Origin of the sequence: Microbacterium esteraromaticum, assembly GCF_016907315.1 — a bacterium.
Taxonomy (GTDB): domain Bacteria; phylum Actinomycetota; class Actinomycetes; order Actinomycetales; family Microbacteriaceae; genus Microbacterium; species Microbacterium esteraromaticum.
In genome coordinates this window covers 1,807,490-1,827,745 of sequence record NZ_JAFBBS010000001.1, presented here as the reverse complement: position 1 = coordinate 1,827,745, position 20,256 = coordinate 1,807,490, and the positions used below count along the sequence as shown (strand labels likewise).

The window sequence follows — 20,256 nt, the reverse complement described above, 5'->3', positions numbered from 1 at the left end:
GAGGGGACTCTCTCTTGCCCGAGCACACGCTTCTCGCCATCGATGCCGGCCAGACGGGCATCAAGACCCGCCTCGTCGAGGTCGACGGATCGGCCCAGGAGTGGCTGTTCCCCGGGGTGCTCACCGATCGCCCGCTGCTACCGCAGCTCGCGGCTGTCGTCGCCGAGGTCGCCCGCGTGACGGGGCACGCGCCGCACACGGTCACGTTCGGCGTCTCTGGTCTCACGTCTGCCGACGATGAGGCGGATGCCCTGATGCAGCATCCCGATCTCGCCGACGTGCATCGCATCGTCGTGACGCACGACTCGGTCACGTCGTTCCTCGGAGTGCTCGGCGATCAGCAGGGTGCCGTCGTCGCCGCCGGCACCGGCGTCGTGACGCTCGGCGTCGGCCCCGAGCACTCGACCCGCGTCGACGGCTGGGGCTACATCATGGGCGATGCCGGAAGCGGCTACTGGATCGGCCGTGCGGCGCTGGATGCCGTGATGCGCGCGCACGACGGCCGCGGCCCCGCGACCGCCCTGACCGCCGACGTGCAGGTGCGCTGGCCGGACCTCGAGACCGCGTACGTCGCGCTGCAGTCCTCTGAGGATCGCGTGCGCACCGTGGCCTCCTTCGCCGCGCCGACGGCCGCGCACGCGGCATCCGGAGACGCCGTCGCGATCCGCATCTGCCACGGCGCCGCGGCAGAGCTCGCGACCGCGATCCTCGCCGCGCTGCGGGTCACCGACGCGCCTGCCGACGCCGCCGTCGGCGCCATCGGCGGGGTCTTCGGGTCGGACGTCATCCGCTCGGCCTTCGAGGGCGCCGTGCGGGCAGAGCGTCCGGATGCCCGTTTCGTGCCGCCCGCAGGATCAGGGCTCGACGGAGCTGTGGCCCTCGCGGGGCTCGGCTCAGGGCATCCGCTGCACGAGCGCTTCGCCGAGCGCACCCGCTGACCCATAGAACTGGAACCTCATGCCCCGCTTCGACCTCTCCCCCGCCGAGCTGCACGACTACCGCCCCACGATCGCCGAACCGGCCGACTTCGACGAGTTCTGGCAGCGCACCCTCGCCGAGTCGCGCGCCGTCGCACAGCCCGCCGAGCGCACGCGCATCGAGACGCCGCTGACCCTGGTCGACGTCTACGACCTCTCCTTCAGCGGATTCGGCGGCGACCGGGTGCGTGCGTGGTTCGTCGTGCCGGCCGGAACCACCGGGCCGCTGCCCACGATCGTCGAGTACAACGGCTACAACGGCGGGCGCGGCCTGCCGCACGAGAGGCTCGCGTGGGTGGCATCCGGCTACGCCTGGGCGTTCATGGACACCCGCGCACAGGGCAGCGGCTGGGGCACGGGCGGGGCGACACCCGACCCGCACGGCACCGGCCCGTCGGTCGCCGGGTTCATGACCCGAGGTATCCACGACCCCGAGCAGTACTACTACCGGCGCGTCTTCACCGACGCGGCGCTGCTGATCGATGCCGTGCGCTCGTTCCCCGAGGTCGATTCCGATCGCATCGCCGTGACCGGTACCAGCCAGGGCGGCGGGCTCGCGATCGCCGCGGCCGGCCTCACTTCCGGGCTGGTCGGCGTGATGCCCGACGTGCCCTTCCTGTGCCATTTCGAGCGGGCTGTCGGACTGACCGACTCCGATCCGTATCAGGAGATCGTGCGGTACCTCTCGGTGCATCGGGATGCCGTCGAGCAGACCTTCACGACCCTGTCGTACTTCGACGGGGCGAACTTCGCAGCCCGCGCCGATGCGCCCGCGTTCTACTCGGTCGCCCTGATGGACCCGGTCTGCCCGCCGTCGACCGTCTACGCTGCGGCCAACCACCACCGCGGCGGCGCGGAGGTCATGGAGTACCCGTTCAACCAGCACGAGGGCGGTCTGGGCATCCACTGGCAGCGCCAGGCCGCCTGGATGGCGGCCCGCCTCGCCTGAGCGGCCCGCCTCGGCGTCCGAATCAGGCGGCGAGCGCGAGCCAGGCGGCGAACGCGAAGCCGATGACCGTCGCGAGTCCCGTCGACTCCTTCGCCTTCTGCTGGGCCTCGGGAACCATCGAGTCGACGAGCATCACCAGCAGGGCTCCTGCCGCAAAGCCGTTCGCCGCGGCGCGGAAGCCGTCGCCGACCACGGATGCCAGGGCGAACCCGGCCACGGTCGCGAGCGCGCAGAGCACCGCGACGCCCGCCCACAGCAGCACGACGCGTCCCTTGCGCATGCCACCTTCGAGCAGGTCGGAGGCCGACCCGATCGACTCGGGCAGGTTCGACACGATGATGGCGACGATCAGCGCGACTCCCACGCCCTCACCCGAGGCGAGCCCGATGCCGAGCACGAGCTGCTCCGGGATGCCGTCGAGCAGCGCCCCGACCGCGAGCGATCCGCCACCGGCATCCTGCTTCTTCTTCTTCTTCGCCTGACGTGCATCGAGGATGCGCGCGGCGATGTAGTAGCAGAGCGCACCGGCGGCGACGCCGGCGATAAGCGGACCGTGACCGGCGAGCTCGACCCCCTGCTCCCACAGCTCGAACGCGATCGATGCCATCAGCGCACCCGCGCCGAAGCCGAGGATGATGCCGAGAAGCCGAGCCGGCCACCTGCGCACGAGCGCCAGCAGTGCCCCGACCAGCAGCGGCGACGCCGCCACCGCACCCCACAGCACCGCTTCAGCCATGCGGCCCAGGCTACGCCGCCTGCCTCCCCGCCTTCGAATCGCGTGAATGGCAGTCGGGCGGCCCGGATTCCCGCCATTGAGGCGATGCGAACGGCGAAACGCGAGCCGGGGCGACACGCCGAGCGCCGATAGACTTGGCGGCATGTCCAAGGTGCTCCAGTCCCTCCCCGTCGGCGAAAAGGTCGGCATCGCTTTCTCCGGTGGTCTCGACACCTCCGTCGCCGTCGCGTGGATGCGCGAGAAGGGCGCGGTGCCCTTCACCTACACCGGCGACCTCGGCCAGTACGACGAGAGCGACATCGCCTCGATCCCCGGCCGCGCACTCGAGTACGGCGCCGAGGCGTCGCGACTGGTGGATGCCAAGACCGCACTCGTCGAAGAGGGCTTCGTGGCCCTGTCGTGCGGCGCCTTCCACATCCGCTCCGGCGGCAAGACCTACTTCAACACCACTCCCCTCGGCCGTGCCGTGACCGGCACGCTGCTCGTGCGCGCGATGCGCGACGACGGCGTCGACATCTGGGGCGACGGCTCGACCTACAAGGGCAACGACATCGAGCGGTTCTACCGCTACGGGCTGCTCGCCAACCCGCGCCTTCGCATCTACAAGCCGTGGCTCGACGCCGACTTCGTCACCGAGCTCGGCGGACGCCAGGAGATGAGCGAGTGGCTCGTCGAGCGCGGATTCCCGTACCGTGATTCGGCCGAAAAGGCCTACTCGACAGACGCCAACATCTGGGGCGCCACGCACGAGGCCAAGACGCTCGAGCACCTGAACGTCTCGCTCGAGACCGTCGACCCGATCATGGGCGTCAAGTTCTGGGATCCGTCGGTCGAGATCGAGACCGAAGACGTGACGATCACGTTCGAGGGCGGACGCCCGGTCGCGATCAACGGCACCGAGTACAGCGACCCCGTGGCCCTGGTCATGGAGGCGAACACCATCGGCGGTCGCCACGGCCTGGGCATGAGCGACCAGATCGAGAACCGCATCATCGAGGCCAAGTCGCGGGGCATCTACGAGGCCCCCGGCATGGCACTGCTGTTCATCGCGTACGAGCGCCTGGTCAACGGCATCCTGAACGAAGACACCCTCGCGACCTACCACGAGCAGGGCCGTCGCCTCGGCCGGCTGATGTACGAGGGCCGCTGGCTCGAGCCGCAGTCGCTCATGCTGCGCGAGTCGATCCAGCGCTGGGTGGGTCTGACGATCTCGGGCACCGTCACCCTGCGTCTGCGTCGCGGCGACGACTGGACGATCCTCGACACCGTGTCGCCGAACCTCTCCTACGGCCCCGAGAAGCTCTCGATGGAGCGCGTGGGCGATGCGGCCTTCGGCCCGGTCGACCGCATCGGCCAGCTCACGATGCGCAACCTCGACATCGCCGACTCGCGCTCGCGCCTCGAGCAGTACGCGGGCCTCGGCCTCGTCGGCGGCGCGACGGGCGAGCTCGTCGGCAAGGTCACCGCAGGTGGTGCGGCTGAGATCTCGGCATCCGAGACGGCAGACGAGCAGCTCGCCGAGGCCGTCGACCTCGCGTCCGAGGGCGCGGCGTTCGACTCCGGCACCGACTGATACCCACGTCTCCAGGAGGGCGGATGCTTCGGCACCCGCCCTCCTTCTGTGTGCCGTCAGCCCGCTTCGGCGTTCACAACTCAGGAGCAGCCCGCTGTGCCGCCCCGAGAACGGCAGGATCGGGCCCCATGCGGGGCAATGTTCCTGAACTGTGAACGCCCCGGCCGAGCGACCTGGGAGTTCACCGAACTATGTTGCACACGCATGTGCAACATAGTTATCCTTGAGGCATGACCACCCGCCCCGCCCGCTCCGACGCGCGCGCCAACCGCGCCGGCATCCTCGACGCCGCGCGCAGCACGCTCGCGCACGATCCGCATGCGAGCGTCGACGTCATCGCACGCAGCGCGGGCCTCAGCCGCCGCACGCTGTACGGTCACTTCGACGACCGCGACGCCCTGATCCGCGAGATCATCGTCACCGGGGCGCAGCGCTTCAACGCGATCGCCGAGTCGATCACCGACGCCGACTCGCGCATCGCTCTCGCCCGGCTCGCCGCGCGGCTGTGGCAGGAGGCCGCGCACGTGCAGTTCGCCGCCGCGCTCGCACTCGACGAGGCGCATGTCGAGCACACCGCCGCAGCCCTCGCACCCCTGCGCCGTGCCGTCGCGAACCTCGTGCAGCGAGGTCAGGAAGACGGCGGATTCCGCACCGATGTCGCCGCTCCCACCCTCGCCCGCCTGATCGAAGAGGTCGCGCGCACCGTCGTCTCCAGAACCGACGCGTCGAGCAGCGGCGCCGCCGATCTCGCCGTGCGCACCGTGCTCAGCATCGCCGGACTCTCGTGGCGCGAGACCGACGAGCTGCTGGCCGCCCACCCCGACATCACGGAGATCACCGCGTGAGCGACACCCAGACCGCCGGCCGCCCCAACGCCTGGAGCGTCTACCGTCGCGACCTCGGCCGGCTGGCCCGCGTCAGCAAGGCGTGGATCATCATCATCGGCGTCATCGTCACGCCGTCTCTGTACGCGTGGTTCAACATCGTCGCCTTCTGGGATCCGTACTCGAACACCCAGCAGGTCAGCGTCGCCATCGTCAACCAGGACGCCGGGGCGTCGTCAGATCTCACGGGTCACATCGACGTCGGCGGCGAGCTCGTCGACCAGCTGAAGAAGAACGACAAGCTCGGCTGGCAGTTCGTGGATGAGGACGACGCGATGGATGCCGTGCGCAGCGGCCGCAGCTACGCGGCGATCATCATCCCGCCCGACTTCAGCCACGATTTCCTCAGCGTCACCACAGGCGAATTCACGCGCCCCGAGCTGAAGTACTTCGTCAACGAGAAGGCGAACGCGATCGCGCCGAAGATCACCGACGTCGGCGCCTCGACGCTCGACAACCAGATCAACAGCACGTTCGTCTCGACGGTCGCCGAGGCCATCAGCGAGCAGCTCAAAGACGCCGGCCTCAGTGCAGAGGACCGCCTCAGCGACGCCCGCGACTCGACGGTCAGCGCGCTCGACGATGCGACGGGCAAGGTGTCGTCGGCGCGCGATCGGCTCGCCACGCTGCAGACCGGCCTGGACGATGCCGCACGCGGCATAGACCGGGCATCCGGAACCCTCGGCAAGGTCGATCGCACTCTCGGGGAGGTGCAGACCGCCGTCGGCCAGGCGAAGACGATCGCCGCCGAGGCACAGCAGGAGCTGCTGGCGGTCACCGACAGCGTCACCTCGGCCTACGTCTCGGGCTCGACGCTGATCGCCGATGCCGCCGCGAAGATGAACGGGTCGATCGCGACCCTCGCAGCCGGTCTGCAGCAGGCGAACGTCGCCGTCGGCACGACCGTCGACGACCTGACCGCCGTGATCGACAGCAACGCCACGGCTCTCGACGAGCTGCAGGCCGTGCTCGACGGCACCGACCCCGGCTCGCCGGCCGCAGAGCGGCTGAGCGCCGCGATCGACGCACTCAAAGAGCGCAACGCCGCCGACCGGCAGGTGCTCAGCCAGCTCGAGCAGCTGAACAAAGACGTGTCGAGCACCATCGCCTCGGTCACGAAGGCTGCAGACAGCGTGAACGGCGCCGTCGGTCAGGCGGCCACCTCGGCGACGGCCATCCGCGATGCGCTCACCCAGAGCGTGCCGCAGCTGAACCGGGCGATGTCGCAGCTCTCGTCGAGCGCTGACGCCTTCTCGTCGGCCCTCGGCGCGCAGCGCACCCAGGTCGCCCAGGCGCAGAGCCTGCTCGCCGGCCTCAAGGCTCAGCTCGCCGGCACCTCCGACGCCCTCACCGCCCTCGACGGCAACCTCGCCTCGGCAGAGACCGGACTCGGCACGGTGCGCACCGACGTGCTCGCCCTCGGCTCGGCCGAGATCTGGAACAAGCTCAGCACCATCACCGGCCTCGAACCGGATGAGATCGCCCGCTTCATGGCGTCGCCCGTCGAGGTGAGCACGAACGCGATGTTCCCGACGGCCGCCTACGGCTCTGCGATGGCTGCCCTGTTCACCAACCTCTCGCTGTGGATCGGCGCGTTCGTGCTCATGGTGATCATGCGCGTCGAGGTCGACACCGAGGGCGTCGAGGGCATCACCGTGCGCCAGGCGTACATCGGCCGCTGGCTGCTGTTCGCGACGATCGTCGTGTTCCAGGCGGCTCTCGTCACCATCGGCAACCTCGTGATCGGCGTGCAGACGGCGAATGCGTTCGCGTATGTCGGCACCGGCATACTCATCGGCCTCGCCTACCTCAGCATCATCTACGCCCTGTCGGTGTGCTTCGGCATCGTGGGCAAGGGCCTGTGCATCCTGCTGGTGATCTTCCAGATCCCCGGCGCCTCCGGGCTGTACCCGATCGAGATGATGCCCGACTTCTTCCGCGGGCTGTATCCGTTCCTGCCGTTCACGTACGGCATCGACGCGATGCGCGAGACCATCAGCGGCTTCTACGGCCTGCACTGGTGGCGCTTCATGGGCACGCTGGCGATCTTCGTCGCCCTCGCCTGGGTGCTCGGGCTCTTCCTGCGAGGCCGGCTCGGCAACTTCGCCCTGCTGTTCAACCGCCGTCTCGCCGACACCCAGCTCATGGTGAGCGAGGAGGTGCAGATCACCGGTCGCAGGCGCACCCCCGAGATCATCCGCGCGCTCACCGACGGCGACGGGTTCCGCGCCGATGTCGCTCAGCGTGCCCAGCGCTTCGCCGAGCGCTACACCACCCGCCTTCGGCTCACTCTGCTCGTCGGCGCTGCAGGTCTCGTGGTGCTGGCGCTGTGCGGGTGGCTGATCCCCGGCGCCAAGGCGGTCGTGCTCGGCCTGGCTGCGCTGTGGTGCCTGCTGCTCATCGGCTTCGTCGTCACGCTGGAGTACATCAGGCAGAGCATCGAGCAGGCCGCCGAGGTCGGCGAGATGCCGGATGCCGAGCTGCGCCGCGCGCTGTCTGTCGAGAACTCCGGAAGGGGCCAGCTGCTCGCCGACGGCGGTGAGGCCGCGCCGGTCGGCGCCGCGGCCTCCGCCTCCGCCGCTGCAGCCGGCGTCTCGGCGGCCGACCCGTCGGGTCCGGTCACGGCCCGCACCGCAGTGCTGGATCATCCGGATGCCGTGGACGGCAGGTCTGCGGATCCGGCCGGCGCGGCCGAAGCGGCCGGTGCGACGGCCGAGCCGGATGACGACACCGTCGTCTTCGACGAACTGTTCGCCGACGACATCGCGCAGGCGCCAGAGCCGGACGCCCCCGCGACACCGCCCGCCGGGGCACAGCCCGCGGATGCCGCCACCGAGACCGCCGCCGACGCCGATGGCCCCGATTCCGGGCATCCGGAACCCGATCCGGACCCGGCCACCGGCGCGGACCCGAACGCCGACCGGGACCCGGCCGCGAGCGACGACCCCGGCCCCGACACCGACCCGACGCACGAGAAGGAGGGCGACAAGTGAGCAGCATCCTCGCCGTCATGCGGCACGACATCCGCCGTGCCACCAGCAGCGTCATGGCCGTCATCGTACTGTTCGGGCTCGTCGTCATCCCCTCGCTGTTCACCTGGTTCAACGTCATCGCCAGCTGGAACCCGTTCGACAACACCCGCAACCTGACCGTGGCCGTCGCGAACACAGACGACGGGTATCAGAGCGACCTCGTGCCCATCCGCCTCAACGTCGGTGAGCAGGTCGTATCGGCGCTGCGCGCCAACGACGAACTCAACTGGGTCATCACCTCTGAAGACGACGCCGTCGACGGCACCCGCTCGGGCGAGTACTACGCCGCGATCGTGCTGCCACCCACGTTCAGCGCCGACATGATGACCTTCTACACCAGCGGAGCCGACCGCACCCGCATCGACTACTACCTCAACGAGAAGAAGAACGCGCTCGCGCCGAAGATCACGGGTCAGGGCGCGAGCGAGGTGTCGACGAGCATCAACGAGGTGTTCACCGAGACGCTCGGCGAAGCGGGCATGAACATCATCACGTCGCTCTCGGACTACCTCGACGATGCCGACACCCAGGCCGCGCTCTCGAAACTGCAGGCCCGCGTCGACTCGGTCGCCTCGCAGCTGCGCGCCGGCGCATCGACCGCCGACATGTTCAGCTCGCTGATCGCGTCGAGCCGGCCGCTGGTCGACAGCGCCTCGGGGCTCATCGCCGGATCAGGCGACGCACTGCGCGACGCCCGAGGAGCATTCGGCGGAGGAAAGGACGCCGCGGCGTCGCTGAAGAAGGTGCTGTCATCGTCGACTGCGGCGCTCGGCGACGCCCTGAAGCAGACCTCTGCGAGCTACCAGGGGGTCTCAGACAGCATCGATGACGTGTATGCCGCGATGGGCTCGCAGTCGGCCAGCGCCGCCGGCACGATCAGCGCCCTCGCCGACCGGGTGCAGGTGCAGATCGACCAGCAGCAGAACCTGCGCGACGGACTCGTGAACGACGTGCGTCCGGTGCTTCCCGAGAACCTCGTCGATGCGTTCGACGCCACGGTCTCGCGCATCGACGCCGCCATCGCGCGCCAGCAGTCGCTGCAGGACCGCCTGGACGAGGCAGCGTCGCAGGTGACCGACTCGAACGCGTCGAGTCAGGCGACCCGCGATGAGATCAAGAAGCTCACCGCCCAGGCGAAGGCCGCCGTCGACGACGCCCGACGCTCGTACACCGACAGCCTGCAGCCCAAGCTCGACTCGCTGGCGTCTACCCTGTCCAGCATCAGCGCCGGCGTCGACTCGATCGCGGACGACCTGTCTTCGGCCGCGGGGTCGCTCACCGGATCGTCGTCGACCGGTTCGGCACTGGCGGATGCCCAGAAGCTGACCACCGGCATCTCCGAATCGCTCACCGACACCGCCGACCGCTTCAGCGAGCTGAGCGCAGCACTGTCGACCGCGATCGAGACCGGCGACCTCAGCGAGCTGACGAAGGCCATCGGCGCCGATCCGCGAGCCCTCGCGATGCATCTCGCCGAGCCGGTCGAGCTGACGCGCGTGCCGGTGTACTCGGTCGTCAGCTTCGGCGCCGCCATGACGCCGCTCTACACCGTGCTTGCCCTCTGGGTCGGCGCCCTGCTCACCTCGGTCGCGATCCGGGTCGATCCTCCTCGCGACGGCTCCACCGGCCTTCCCGACCTCTCCCCCACCGAGACCTATCTCGGACGGTTCGGAATCTTCGCGCTCGTCGCCTTCCTGCAGAGCTCTCTCGTCTGCCTCGGCAGCGTCTTCTTCACGCAGGTGCAGCCCCAGCATCCGTTCCTGCTCATCCTCGCCGGGTGGGTGGCCGGCCTGGTGTTCACCCTGATCATCTACACGCTCGTGGTCACCTTCGGGAACGCCGGCAAGGCGCTCGCGGTGCTGCTGCTGGTGATCCAGATCTCGGGGTCGGGCGGCGCCTACCCCCTTCAGGTGCTACCGCAGTGGTTCCAGAACATCAGCCCCTTCCTGCCCGCGACACACGCTGTGGCGGCGATGAGGTCGGCCATCGCCGGCATCTACCAGAACGACTACTGGGTGTCGCTCGGCTGGCTGGCATCGTTCGCGATCCCGGCGCTGCTGCTCGGGCTGGTGCTGCGGCTGCCGTTCATCCACAGCAACCAGAAGATGCTGGCCGCACTGAAGTCGACGAAGCTCATGTGAAGTCGCTCGGCGAGTGGGTAGGATGCCAGGGCACGCGCCTTCCCGAGACGCGCACCCGGACTCCGTGACACGCAGTCCCACCTACCCTTGAGGACTTTCCGCCGATGACGACCGATATTCCGACCGCCGTACCCGCTCGCAGCCTCTCAGCCCGGATCGGCAGGATCGCCTTCCTCGTCGTGGCCGCCCTCGTCGTCGTCGCCGTCGCAGCCGCGTTCTTCGTGACATGGACCATCCAGCGCTCCTTCCCGCAGACCTCGGGCGAGGTGACGCTGAAGGGCCTCGAGAAGTCGGTGATCGTGCAGCGCGACGACCGCGGCATCCCGACCATCACCGCCTCCACCGCGTCGGACCTGCTCTTCGCACAGGGCTTCGTGCACGCCCAGGACCGGTTCTTCGAGATGGACTTCCGCCGCCACGTCACCTCGGGCAGGGTTTCGGAGATGTTCGGCGCTTCGCAGGTCGACACCGACAAGTTCCTGCGCACCCTCGGCTGGCGCAAGACCGCCGAGAAGGAGGTCGAGGCGCTCGATGAGACCACCCTCGGCTACTACCAGGCGTATGCCGACGGTGTGAACGCATATCTGTCGTCGCGGTCGGGGGCCGAGCTCTCGCTCGAGTATGCCGTTCTCGGCATGCAGAACCCCGACTACGAGCCGGAACCATGGCAGCCGGCCGACTCGGTGGCCTGGCTGAAGGCGATGGCCTGGGACCTCCGCACCAACATCGAAGACGAGACCGATCGAGCGTTGCTCGCCGCACGCCTCGCCGCCGCCGGAGAGACGAGCGAGCAGACCGGCGCGCTCGTGAAGAAGATCTACCCCGACTACCCGTTCGACGAGAACCCCGTGATCGTGCCGAGGATCTCGGCGGTCGAGCCCGTCACGACCGACGCGACGCCCGCATCCTTCACCGGGGGCGACGCCGAGGTGACCGATGCGCTGCGCACCGTCGAATGGCAGGAGGCCGACAGCGTCATCGAAGCCGCGAGCATGCTTCTCGGGGGCGCCGGCGAGGGCATCGGATCGAACTCGTGGGTCGTCTCGGGCGACCTCACCGAGAGCGGGAAGCCCCTGCTCGCCAACGACCCCCACCTCGGAGCAGCACTGCCCTCGGTCTGGTACCAGATGCAGCTGACCTGCCGCGAGGTGACCGAGGCCTGCCCGTTCGACGTCGGCGGCTTCACCTTCTCGGGCATGCCCGGTGTCGTGATCGGGCACAACGCGAAGATGGCATGGGGCTTCACGAACCTGACCACCGACGTGGCCGACCTCTACGTCGAGAAGATCGACGGCGACGCGTACTGGCGCGACGGCAAGAAGCAGCCGCTCGAGATCGAAGAGGACGTCATCAAGGTCGCCGGCGGCAAGGACGTGCCGCTGACGATCCGCCGCACGGCCCACGGCCCGATCATCTCCGGTCTCACCGACGACTTCACCGCCATCGCCGACGACCCGGTCGTCAGCGCAGGCGACCAGCCGCTCGTGCTCGAGGGAGCGCCCGAGATCCCCGCGGGAGACACCGCCCTGAGCCTGCGGTGGACGGCGCTCGATGCCGGCACGACCTCGAGCGCCCTTTTCGCCATGAATCTCGCGGAGGACTTCGATGGCTTCCGCCGCGCGGCATCCCTCTTCGATGTGCCGGCGCAGAACCTGATCTACGCCGACCTCGAAGGCAACATCGGCTACCAGGCGCCCGGTCGCCTGCCCATCCGCGGAGCCGGCGACGGCACCCTGCCCCAGCCCGGCTGGGACAGCACCTACGACTGGAAGGGCTATATCCCCTTCGACGAGCTGCCCGTGTCGTACAACCCGCCGGAGGGCTACATCGTCACCGCGAACAACGCGATCGTCGGCGACGACTACAAGTACTTCCTCTCGAAGGACTGGGACTACGGCTACCGCGCGGCGCGCATCGCCCACCTCATCGAACGCCGCGCCGCCGCCGCGCCGCTGACCGCGCAGGACATGCGCGAGATCCAGATGGACGACGAGATGTGGATCGGCAAGCAGCTGGCCGCGGCGATGTCCGACGTGCCCGTCGACCGCACCGGCCCCCGTGCCGCCGTCGATCTGCTGCGCACCTGGGACGCGCAGAACACGCCGGGCTCGGCGGCGGCCGCCTACGCCAACGTGCTCTGGTCGAACCTCGCGCACAACGTGTTCGTCGACCGCGAGGTTCCGATGCCCGTGAGCGACCAGGGCCGGCTCTTCACGGTCATCGGCGCGATGCTCGAAGACGAGAACGACCCGCTCTGGGCGAACGAGAAGCTCGGCGTCGACGACATGAAGTCGATGCTGGCTCTGTCTGCTGAACAGGCCTACGACGAGCTGGCCGGGCTGCAGGGCGAGGATGTCACCGCCTGGCGCTGGGGCGACCTGCACGCACTCACCCTGACCCACGGCACACTCGGCACCTCGGGCATCGCGCCGATCGAGATGCTGTTCAACCGCGGCCCCTATCCGGTGGGCGGCGGCGCGTCGGTGGTCAACGCGACCGGATGGCACCTCGGCGAGTCGTACGCGACCGTCACTGTGCCGTCGATGCGGATGGTTATCGATCTCGACGACTTCGACTCCTCGACGTGGAACCACCTCACCGGCGCGAGCGGGCACGCGTTCAACGCCCACTACACCGACCAGACCGACGACTGGGCGAAGGGCGTGCAGAAGCCCTGGGCGTTCTCGAAGAAGGCCGTCGCGAAGGCCACGGTCGACCGGCTGGTGCTCGCTCCCGCCGGGTAGTCCGCGGCGGGCGAGCCCATCCGGCCAGGTAGCGTAGAGGGATGCCGGAACGACTGCTCGCACCCGAGGGCACGCCCGCCAACATCGGCGAATTCACGCACGCCGGGGCCACGCTCGTCTACGAGGACTTCGGCACCGGACCTCGCCCGATCCTGCTGCTGCACGGGATCGGGATGGGCCGCAGCGTCTACCTCGACCTCACGACCCACCTCGACGGCCGGATCATCGGGCTCGATCTGCCAGGCTTCGGTGAAGCGCCCGAGCCTCCGAAGACGCCGACGATGGAGCGGCTCGCCGACCACGTCGCCGCGTTCCTGCAAAGCCGTGGCATCGACGACGCCGTGATCCTCGGCCACTCGATGGGCAGCCAGATCGCCGCGGAGCTCGCGGTGCGGCATCCGGACGTCGTCTCGGCGCTCGTGCTCGCCGGGCCGACGGTCAACAGCGCGTCGCGCAGCATCCGGGCCCAGGCCGGCTACCTGCTCTGGGATCTGCTGCACGAGCGGCCCGTCGTGCTGTGGCGAGGGGCGCGCGAGTATCTGCGCGGCGGGCCGAACCTCGTGCGCAAGATGAAGGCGACCATCGTGCACCGCCCCGAGAACGCCTACCCTCGCGTGGGTGTTCCCGTGCTCGTCGTACGAGGGCAGCGCGACCCGCTGGCGCCGATGAAGTGGTGCCGTGAGATCCTCGACATGGTTCCCGATGCCCGTTTCGCCGAGATCCCCGACCACGGCCATGGCACGCTGATCAGCGACTCCGGCGGCGCTGCCGCCACGATCAGGGACTTCGTCCGCGACCTCTGAGTTCCGACGAAGACCGCTCCGACGAAGACCGCTCCGACCCAGAGGCCCGGCGCCCCGCCCCCGTCAGCCGGCGGCAGGCGGGGTCTGCTTCGACTCGGCGTACTCGTCGACGACGAGGCTGTGGGCCTGGATCGTGCCGTTGCGGTACGCCTGCCGTCCGACCATGTGCGCCGAGAGCGGCGCAGTCGCGAACTGCAGCAGGATCACGGGGATGACGATCACCAGTCCGAGCAGCATGCCGCCGATCGTGCGCTGCGCGACCGCGACCGCGAGGCAGATGAGCACGAGGCCGAGCACCTGCGGCTTGGTTCCCGCGTGCAGCCGGCTGGGCACATCGCGGAAGTGCAGCAGTCCGACGGCCGCCGACAGGCAGAGGATCGCGCCGAGCAGCACGAGCACCAGCGCGATGGTCTCGGCGACGGGCGCGGGAACCGCGATCTCGAGGAAGGATGTCACGCTCATGGTGCCGTGTTGTCCCTTCGTGCGACGTAGCGGGCGACCGAGATCGATGCGAAGACGCCGACAGCCGCGATGATCAGCATCACGGGGATGTTCCTGGTGTGCCCGTTGATCGCCATGTCGGCGCCCAGCACGCACATCACCTCGGTGAGCAGCACGTCCGACGCGACGGTGCGGTCGAGGATCGACGGCCCTCGTATGATGCGGATCACGCAGAGGATGGCGGCGAGGCCGAAGACGACCAGGATCGCGATGAGCAGCGGATTCACCTGATGCCCCCCTTCGGCGAGTTCGACGGGCTGGACGGGCTCGACTGCGTCGACCGCTCAGATGCGAGATCGCGCTTCAGCGCCTCGTACTGCTCGGGCGTGCCGACGGCGCGCACGATGCGTCGCTCCCAGCGCAGCACCTCGGCACGGAACGCCTCGACCTCTTCGCGGTTGCGCACGCCGATGACGTGCAGGTACAGGATGCGCCGGTCGCGGTCGCTCTCGACCACGAGCGAGCCGGGGATGAGGGATGCAGTGACGGCGACGTGCGTGGTGACGATGTCGTCGGCGTATCGCAGCGGCACCTGGATGATCGCGGATCCCGGCTGGCGGCGGAAGTCGAACACCTGGATCGTGACGCTCACGGCGCCCATCACCACCGCACCGAGGAAGCGCACGATGAAGACCAGCGAGTGCCAGAGGTTCACACGACCGACCAGCTCGACCGTCGGCAGGCGGAAGACGCGCGTGACGAAGACCGCCACGAGGATGCCGGTGACCACCGCCAGGGGCGTGAACTGGTGCCACAGCAGCAGCCACAGCAGCACCAGCCAGATCATGAACGGCAGCTGCAGAAGGATGTCGCGCACGATGCGACGCCGGGTCTCGCGCATCAGCCGGCCCCCTCGTCGATCTGCTCGAGGGTCACCGGTGTCAGCAGTCCGGCGCCGATACGGTCGCAGAGCGCGTAGAGCGGGCCCGCGAAGACGGTGAGCGCCACGGTCACCGCGACCATGCCCGCGGTGGCATACGTCATGATCGCGGGGATCTCACGCGTCTCGCCCTGCTCGTCGGCTGCGGGCGCGTTGCCGAGGTACTCGATCCGGCCGTCGTTGTCGGCGGCGCCGTCGTCTTCGCGCCAGAAGGCGAGGTTCCAGGCGCGCATCAGCGCGTACAGCGTGAGCAGCGAGGTCAGGATGCCGCCGAAGATCAGCACGATCATCATGGGCGTGCCCACGCCGGCGGCGGCCTCGAACAGCGCGACCTTGCCGATGAACCCCGAGAAGGGCGGCAGGCCGCCGAGGTTGATGGCGGGCACGAAGTACAGCACCGCCAGCACAGGGGCGGCCTTCATCAGCCCGCTCACCCGCAGGATCGACGTGCTGCCCGCTTTGCGTTCGATGAGTCCGACGGCGAGGAACAGGGTGGTCTGCACGACGATGTGGTGCACGATGTAGTACACGGTGGCGCCGATGGCATCCTCGGTCGCGATCGCCAGGCCGAAGATCATGTAGCCGACGTGACTCACCAGGGTGAACGACAGGATCCTCTTCAGCTCGGCCTGCGCCACCGCGCCGAGCACCCCGATCACCATGGTCGCGAGCGCCACGATCTGCAGCAGCATGTTGATGTCGTTGCTCGCGAACAGCTGCGTCTCGGTGCGGATCAGCGCGTACACGCCGACCTTGGTCAGCAGGCCGGCGAAGACCGCCGTGACGGGTGCGGGGGCGGTCGGGTACGAGTCGGGCAGCCAGAACGACACGGGGAAGATGGCGGCCTTGATGCCGAACGCGATCAGCAGCATGAGGTGCAGCACGAGCTGCGTCTCCTGCGGCAGCTGCGCCACGCGCTCGGCGACCTGGGCCATGTTCACCGTGCCGACTGCGCCGTAGATCATGGCGATCGCCGCGAGGAACAGGATCGATGAGACCAGCGACACGACGATGTACACCGCGCCCGTGCGGATGCGCGACTCGGTGCTGCCGAGCGTGATGAGCACATACGACGCGACCAGCAGGATCTCGAATCCGACGTAGAGGTTGAACAGGTCGCCCGCGATGAACGCGTCGAAGATGCCGGCGGCGAGGATCAGATACGTCGGGTTGAAGATCGAGATCGGGGTCTCCTCGGCGCCGTCGGCGGCGCCCTGACCGATCGAGAACAGCAGCACCGCGAGCAGCACGATGCTCGAGATGAGCACGAGCAGCGCGGCGAGGCGGTCGACGTAGAGGATGATCCCGAAGGGAACCGGCCAGCCGCCCACCGACACGGCGAAAGGCTCGTTCGCCGCATCCACCGCCGCCAGCAGCACGGCCGCGATGATCGACACCGCGACGAGCGTGCCGGTCGTGACCACGACCTGCAGACGCGGGTTGCGGCCGAAGATCAGGGTGACGGCCGCCCCCAGCAGCGGCAGCATCACGATCAGGGGAACGAGTGCGTTCACGGCTGCTCCCCCTTCTCGTCAGGCTTCTCATCAGCGGGTCCGCCGTCAGGCTCTGCGGCACGGGCATCCGGATGCCGGGATGCCGCGTCTCGGGCATCCGGAACATCCACCGGTGCGTCGTCGACGATCGACGGATGATCGCGCATGTTGAGCACGGTGATCGGGGCGGTGCTGACGCCGACGAAGTCGGTGGTGGCCTCCTCGTCCTCGAGCGACGACTCGTCGTCGATGAGGTCTTCCTCGGCATCGGTGCGCTCGCGCACCGCGATGTCGCCGAGGTCGTCCTCGACGGTGTCGGCCTGGCCGAGCTGCCATGAGCGGTAGATGAGAGCGAGCAGGAACGCCGAGACAGCGAAGGTGATCACGATCGCGGTGAGCGTGAGGGCCTGAGGCAGCGGGTCGCTGACCGCGCCCTTCTCGCCGTAGAACGGCGCGGCACCTGGCACGCCCATCACGATCAGCAGCAGCAGATTGGTCGCGTTGCCGAGCAGCAGGAAGCCGATGAGCACGCGGGTGAGGCTGCGCTCCATCATGGCGTAGACGCCGGAGGCGAACAGCACGGCCATGATCACGATGAGGGTCAGCGAGACATCCATCAGATCACCACCCCCCTGCTGCGCATCTCGAGGGCCTGCCGATCGACCTCGGCGCCCAGGCTGCGCAGCACGTCGAGCACGAGACCGATCACCACGAGGTAGACCCCGACGTCGAAGACGGTCGAGCTCACGAACTCGAGGTGGCCGAGCAGCGGTACCTCGGCCTCCCACACGGTGCTCTGCAGCGGAGCCATCCCGAAGAACAGGGGCAGAAGAGCAGCGCCGACGGCCAGGGTGAGACCGGCGCCCAGCAGGCGCCCGGCGTCGGTCGGAGCCGCGGCCCCCAGTTCCCAGCGTCCGCCGGCGATGTAGCGCATCACGAGCGCCATGCCGGCGACCAGCCCGCCGGCAAAGCCGCCGCCAGGCCCGTTGTGGCCCGCGAAGAGCAGGTAGATCGACACGAGGATGATCGTGTGGAACAGCACGCGCACGATGACCTCGAGCAGGATCGAGCGGTTCTCGGCCTTCACCTGCTGTCCGCCCACCAGCCAGGCACGAGGGGCGTCGCTGTTCTCGGCGGTCTGGAAGCGCAGGCCCTCGTCGGTCTCGACCATGGGCCGCCGCGCCGTGGAGCGGCGCTTGGTCTCGGGCAGGTCGCGGGTGGCCGAGAGCAGGTCGGCGCGATGGGTGACGAAGACCAGCGACGCCACACCGGTGGCGGCCAGCACGAGCACACTCAGCTCGCCCATCGTGTCCCATCCGCGCAGGTCGACCAGGGCGACATTGACGACGTTCTTGCCGTGGCCGAGCTCGTATGCGAGCTGCGGGAAGTCGAGTGAGATCGGGTCGAACATGCGCGCCTGTGTCGCGACGATCGCGACGAAGGCCATGACGACGCCCACTCCCACGGCGAGCACGGCGCGCGGGATGCGACCGACCGAGGCGTTGTGCTCTCCCATGCGCGACGGCAGACGACGCAGCACGAGGGCGAAGGTCACCATCGTGACCGTCTCGACGAGGATCTGCGTGAGGGCGAGGTCGGGAGCGCCGCTCGTCGCGAACAGCACGACCATTCCGAGGCCGGTGACCGAGACGAGCACGACGCCCGTGTAGCGCTTGCGTGCACGCACGGCGACGATGCCGGCGACGGCCATCACCGGCGCCACGACGATCTGCACCGGCGTGTGCCAGGCCGAGAGCGCCACCCGATCGGGCATGGCGGCGACGAGAGCGGTGGCCTCGGCGGCGAGCAGCACCACGAAGATCGTGCCGACGTACAGCGGCAGCGAACCGCGCTGGGTGAGGCTCGTCGTCAGCACTGAGAGGCGGTCGACACCGCGCATGACGAGGTAGTACGCGTCGGCTGCGGTGAATCGCAGCACGCGGGCCCTGCGGTCCCAGCGGGTGCGGATGCTGAGCACGAACACCCCGATGCCTGCGATGATCGCGCCGATCGACAGCAGAAGGGCTGGTTCGATGCCGTGCCACAGGGCGAGGTGACCCGGCTCCTCGTCGCCGAGCGTGGTCGCGTACCCCTGCAGGGCGACGTCGACCGCCGGTGCGCCGATGCCTGCGGCGAGGGTGAGGCCGGCGAGGACGATCGGGGCGGACAGGAAGCCGACGGGCGGATCCGGCCATGCCGTCTCGGGCATGGAGACGCCGGCGGCATCCTTCTTGCGCCAGAACGCGCCCCAGAGGAAGCGGCATCCGTAGGCCGCGGTGAGGATCGCGCCCAGTGTCACGCCGGCCAGCGCGACCCATCCCCAGACAGAGCCGTGCTGGGCGTCTTCGAGCAGGGCGGTGAGGGTCGACTCCTTCGCGACGTAGCCGATCGTCGGCGCGATGCCCATCATCGAGGCGACCGAGATGAACGCCGCTGTCGCCATCACGGGCGCCTGGCGGCCCACACCCGAGAGCTCGTCTATGTCGCGCGTGGAGAGCTGGCGGTCGATCACGCCGACGATGAGGAACAGGGCCGACTTGAACAGGGCGTGACCGATCACGAGGGCGAGGCCGGCCAGAGCCGCAGCCGGCGTTCCATAGCCGACCACGACCGCGAAGAAGCCGAGCTGGCTCACGGTGCCGAAGGCGAGGATGCGCTTGAGGTCGGTCTCGCGCAGCGCCTGGATGCCGCCGAGCAGCAGGGTGAAGACGCCCAGCGTGATGACGATGGGGCGCCAGGGCGCCGACAGCGCGAAGATCGGCGCGAAGCGCGCGATGAGGTAGATACCGGCCTTCACCATCGCGGCGGCGTGCAGGTAGGCGCTGACCGGGGTCGGCGCGGCCATGGCGCCTGGCAGCCAGAAGTGGAAGGGGAAGAGCGCCGATTTCGAGATGGCGCCGATGAGCAGCATGACGATCGCGGCGTCGACCAGGGGCCCAGTCGGGGCGAGGGCCAGCAGCTCCCGGATGCTGGAGGTGCCGGCGTCGACGACGAGCAGGACCACCCCGACGAACATCACCAGTCCGCCGAGGGTCGTCACGAGAAGCGCCTGCAGGGCGGCACGACGACTGGCTGCACGGCGGCGGTAATGACCGATGAGCAGGTACGACAGGATGCTCGTGAGCTCCCAGAACATGACCAGCATGACCAGGTCATCGGTGAGCACCAGTCCGTACATCGCGCCCGCGAAGCCCAGCAGCACGCCGGCGAACTGCGCGACCTCGCGCCCGTCGTCGTAGAAGTACCAGCGGCAGTAGAGCAGCACGAGCGCGCCGACGCCCGTGACGATGAGCGTCAGCACCCAGCCGAGAACGTCCATGCGCATCGAGAGGTTGAGCCCGAGCTGCGGGATCCACGCGTAGTTCTCGAAGGGCGCATCCGCGGCATCCAGCACGCGCGGCGTCTGGGTGAGCGCGTGCACGAAGGCTGCAGCGGGCACGAGCGCGCCGAGCACGAATGCCTGTGCTCCGAGCCAGCGCACCAGGAGGGGGAGAACCAGAGACCCTGCCAGGAACACGGCGAGGAGCAACAGCATAAGCGGCT

General features: G+C 69.0%; 15 protein-coding genes. 8 read left to right on the top strand and 7 right to left on the bottom strand.

Annotated elements, in window-relative coordinates; translation table 11 throughout:
- Window positions 1-14: 14 nt before the first annotated feature.
- The gene (locus JOE67_RS08815) at window positions 15-938 is read left to right on the top strand and encodes an N-acetylglucosamine kinase (RefSeq protein WP_204975176.1); all 924 of its coding nucleotides are present in this window, start codon (window positions 15-17) and stop codon (window positions 936-938) included.
- A gap of 19 nt (window positions 939-957) precedes the next feature.
- Entirely contained in the window at window positions 958-1,926 is a 969-nt protein-coding gene (locus JOE67_RS08810; RefSeq protein WP_204975174.1) for an acetylxylan esterase, read from the top strand.
- A 22-nt stretch (window positions 1,927-1,948) separates the two neighbouring features.
- Here the strand turns inward: JOE67_RS08810 and JOE67_RS08805 are convergent, their stop codons facing one another.
- The gene (locus JOE67_RS08805) at window positions 1,949-2,662 is read right to left on the bottom strand and encodes a ZIP family metal transporter (RefSeq protein ID WP_204975173.1); all 714 of its coding nucleotides are present in this window, start codon (window positions 2,660-2,662) and stop codon (window positions 1,949-1,951) included.
- Window positions 2,663-2,804: 142 nt separating this feature from the next.
- Between JOE67_RS08805 and argG the strand changes: the two genes are divergently transcribed.
- The 6 genes from argG to JOE67_RS08775 all read left to right on the top strand — a co-directional run bounded on the left by argG (window position 2,805) and on the right by JOE67_RS08775 (window position 13,839).
- On the top strand, window positions 2,805-4,235 hold the full coding sequence (gene argG / locus JOE67_RS08800; protein WP_204975172.1) for an argininosuccinate synthase: 1,431 nt from the start codon (window positions 2,805-2,807) through the stop codon (window positions 4,233-4,235).
- Window positions 4,236-4,465: 230 nt separating this feature from the next.
- Window positions 4,466-5,080, top strand: coding sequence for a TetR/AcrR family transcriptional regulator (locus JOE67_RS08795; RefSeq protein WP_204975171.1), 615 nt, complete (start codon window positions 4,466-4,468; stop codon window positions 5,078-5,080).
- Complete coding sequence (locus JOE67_RS08790; RefSeq protein WP_204975169.1) at window positions 5,077-8,112, top strand: YhgE/Pip family protein; 3,036 nt, start codon at window positions 5,077-5,079, stop codon at window positions 8,110-8,112. The genes JOE67_RS08795 and JOE67_RS08790 overlap by 4 nt, the downstream gene beginning before the upstream one ends.
- Entirely contained in the window at window positions 8,109-10,292 is a 2,184-nt protein-coding gene (locus tag JOE67_RS08785) for a YhgE/Pip family protein (protein ID WP_338041544.1), read from the top strand. The genes JOE67_RS08790 and JOE67_RS08785 overlap by 4 nt, the downstream gene beginning before the upstream one ends.
- Window positions 10,293-10,396: 104 nt before the next feature.
- A complete protein-coding gene (locus tag JOE67_RS08780; protein ID WP_204975167.1) occupies window positions 10,397-13,036 on the top strand; it encodes a penicillin acylase family protein in 2,640 nt (879 codons plus the stop codon).
- Window positions 13,037-13,077: 41 nt separating this feature from the next.
- The gene (locus JOE67_RS08775; protein WP_204975165.1) at window positions 13,078-13,839 is read left to right on the top strand and encodes an alpha/beta fold hydrolase; all 762 of its coding nucleotides are present in this window, start codon (window positions 13,078-13,080) and stop codon (window positions 13,837-13,839) included.
- A 63-nt stretch (window positions 13,840-13,902) separates the two neighbouring features.
- Here the strand turns inward: JOE67_RS08775 and mnhG are convergent, their stop codons facing one another.
- The 6 genes from mnhG to JOE67_RS08745 are packed head-to-tail and all read right to left on the bottom strand — an operon-like array spanning window position 13,903 to window position 20,248.
- Window positions 13,903-14,301 (bottom strand): monovalent cation/H(+) antiporter subunit G, encoded by a 399-nt coding sequence (gene mnhG / locus JOE67_RS08770; protein ID WP_204975163.1) that lies wholly within the window; start codon window positions 14,299-14,301, stop codon window positions 13,903-13,905.
- Window positions 14,298-14,567 carry a monovalent cation/H+ antiporter complex subunit F gene (locus JOE67_RS08765; RefSeq protein WP_204975161.1) on the bottom strand — a complete coding sequence of 90 codons (270 nt, stop codon included), beginning with the start codon at window positions 14,565-14,567 and terminating at the stop codon, window positions 14,298-14,300. Before JOE67_RS08765 ends, mnhG begins: the two co-directional genes overlap by 4 nt.
- Complete coding sequence (locus JOE67_RS08760) at window positions 14,564-15,181, bottom strand: Na+/H+ antiporter subunit E (RefSeq protein ID WP_204975159.1); 618 nt, start codon at window positions 15,179-15,181, stop codon at window positions 14,564-14,566. Before JOE67_RS08760 ends, JOE67_RS08765 begins: the two co-directional genes overlap by 4 nt.
- The gene (locus JOE67_RS08755) at window positions 15,181-16,734 is read right to left on the bottom strand and encodes a Na+/H+ antiporter subunit D (RefSeq protein WP_204975157.1); all 1,554 of its coding nucleotides are present in this window, start codon (window positions 16,732-16,734) and stop codon (window positions 15,181-15,183) included. The genes JOE67_RS08760 and JOE67_RS08755 overlap by 1 nt, the downstream gene beginning before the upstream one ends.
- Window positions 16,731-17,330 (bottom strand): Na(+)/H(+) antiporter subunit C, encoded by a 600-nt coding sequence (locus tag JOE67_RS08750; protein WP_204975155.1) that lies wholly within the window; start codon window positions 17,328-17,330, stop codon window positions 16,731-16,733. Before JOE67_RS08750 ends, JOE67_RS08755 begins: the two co-directional genes overlap by 4 nt.
- The gene (locus JOE67_RS08745; protein ID WP_204975153.1) at window positions 17,330-20,248 is read right to left on the bottom strand and encodes a Na+/H+ antiporter subunit A; all 2,919 of its coding nucleotides are present in this window, start codon (window positions 20,246-20,248) and stop codon (window positions 17,330-17,332) included. Before JOE67_RS08745 ends, JOE67_RS08750 begins: the two co-directional genes overlap by 1 nt.
- Window positions 20,249-20,256: the final 8 nt, after the last annotated feature.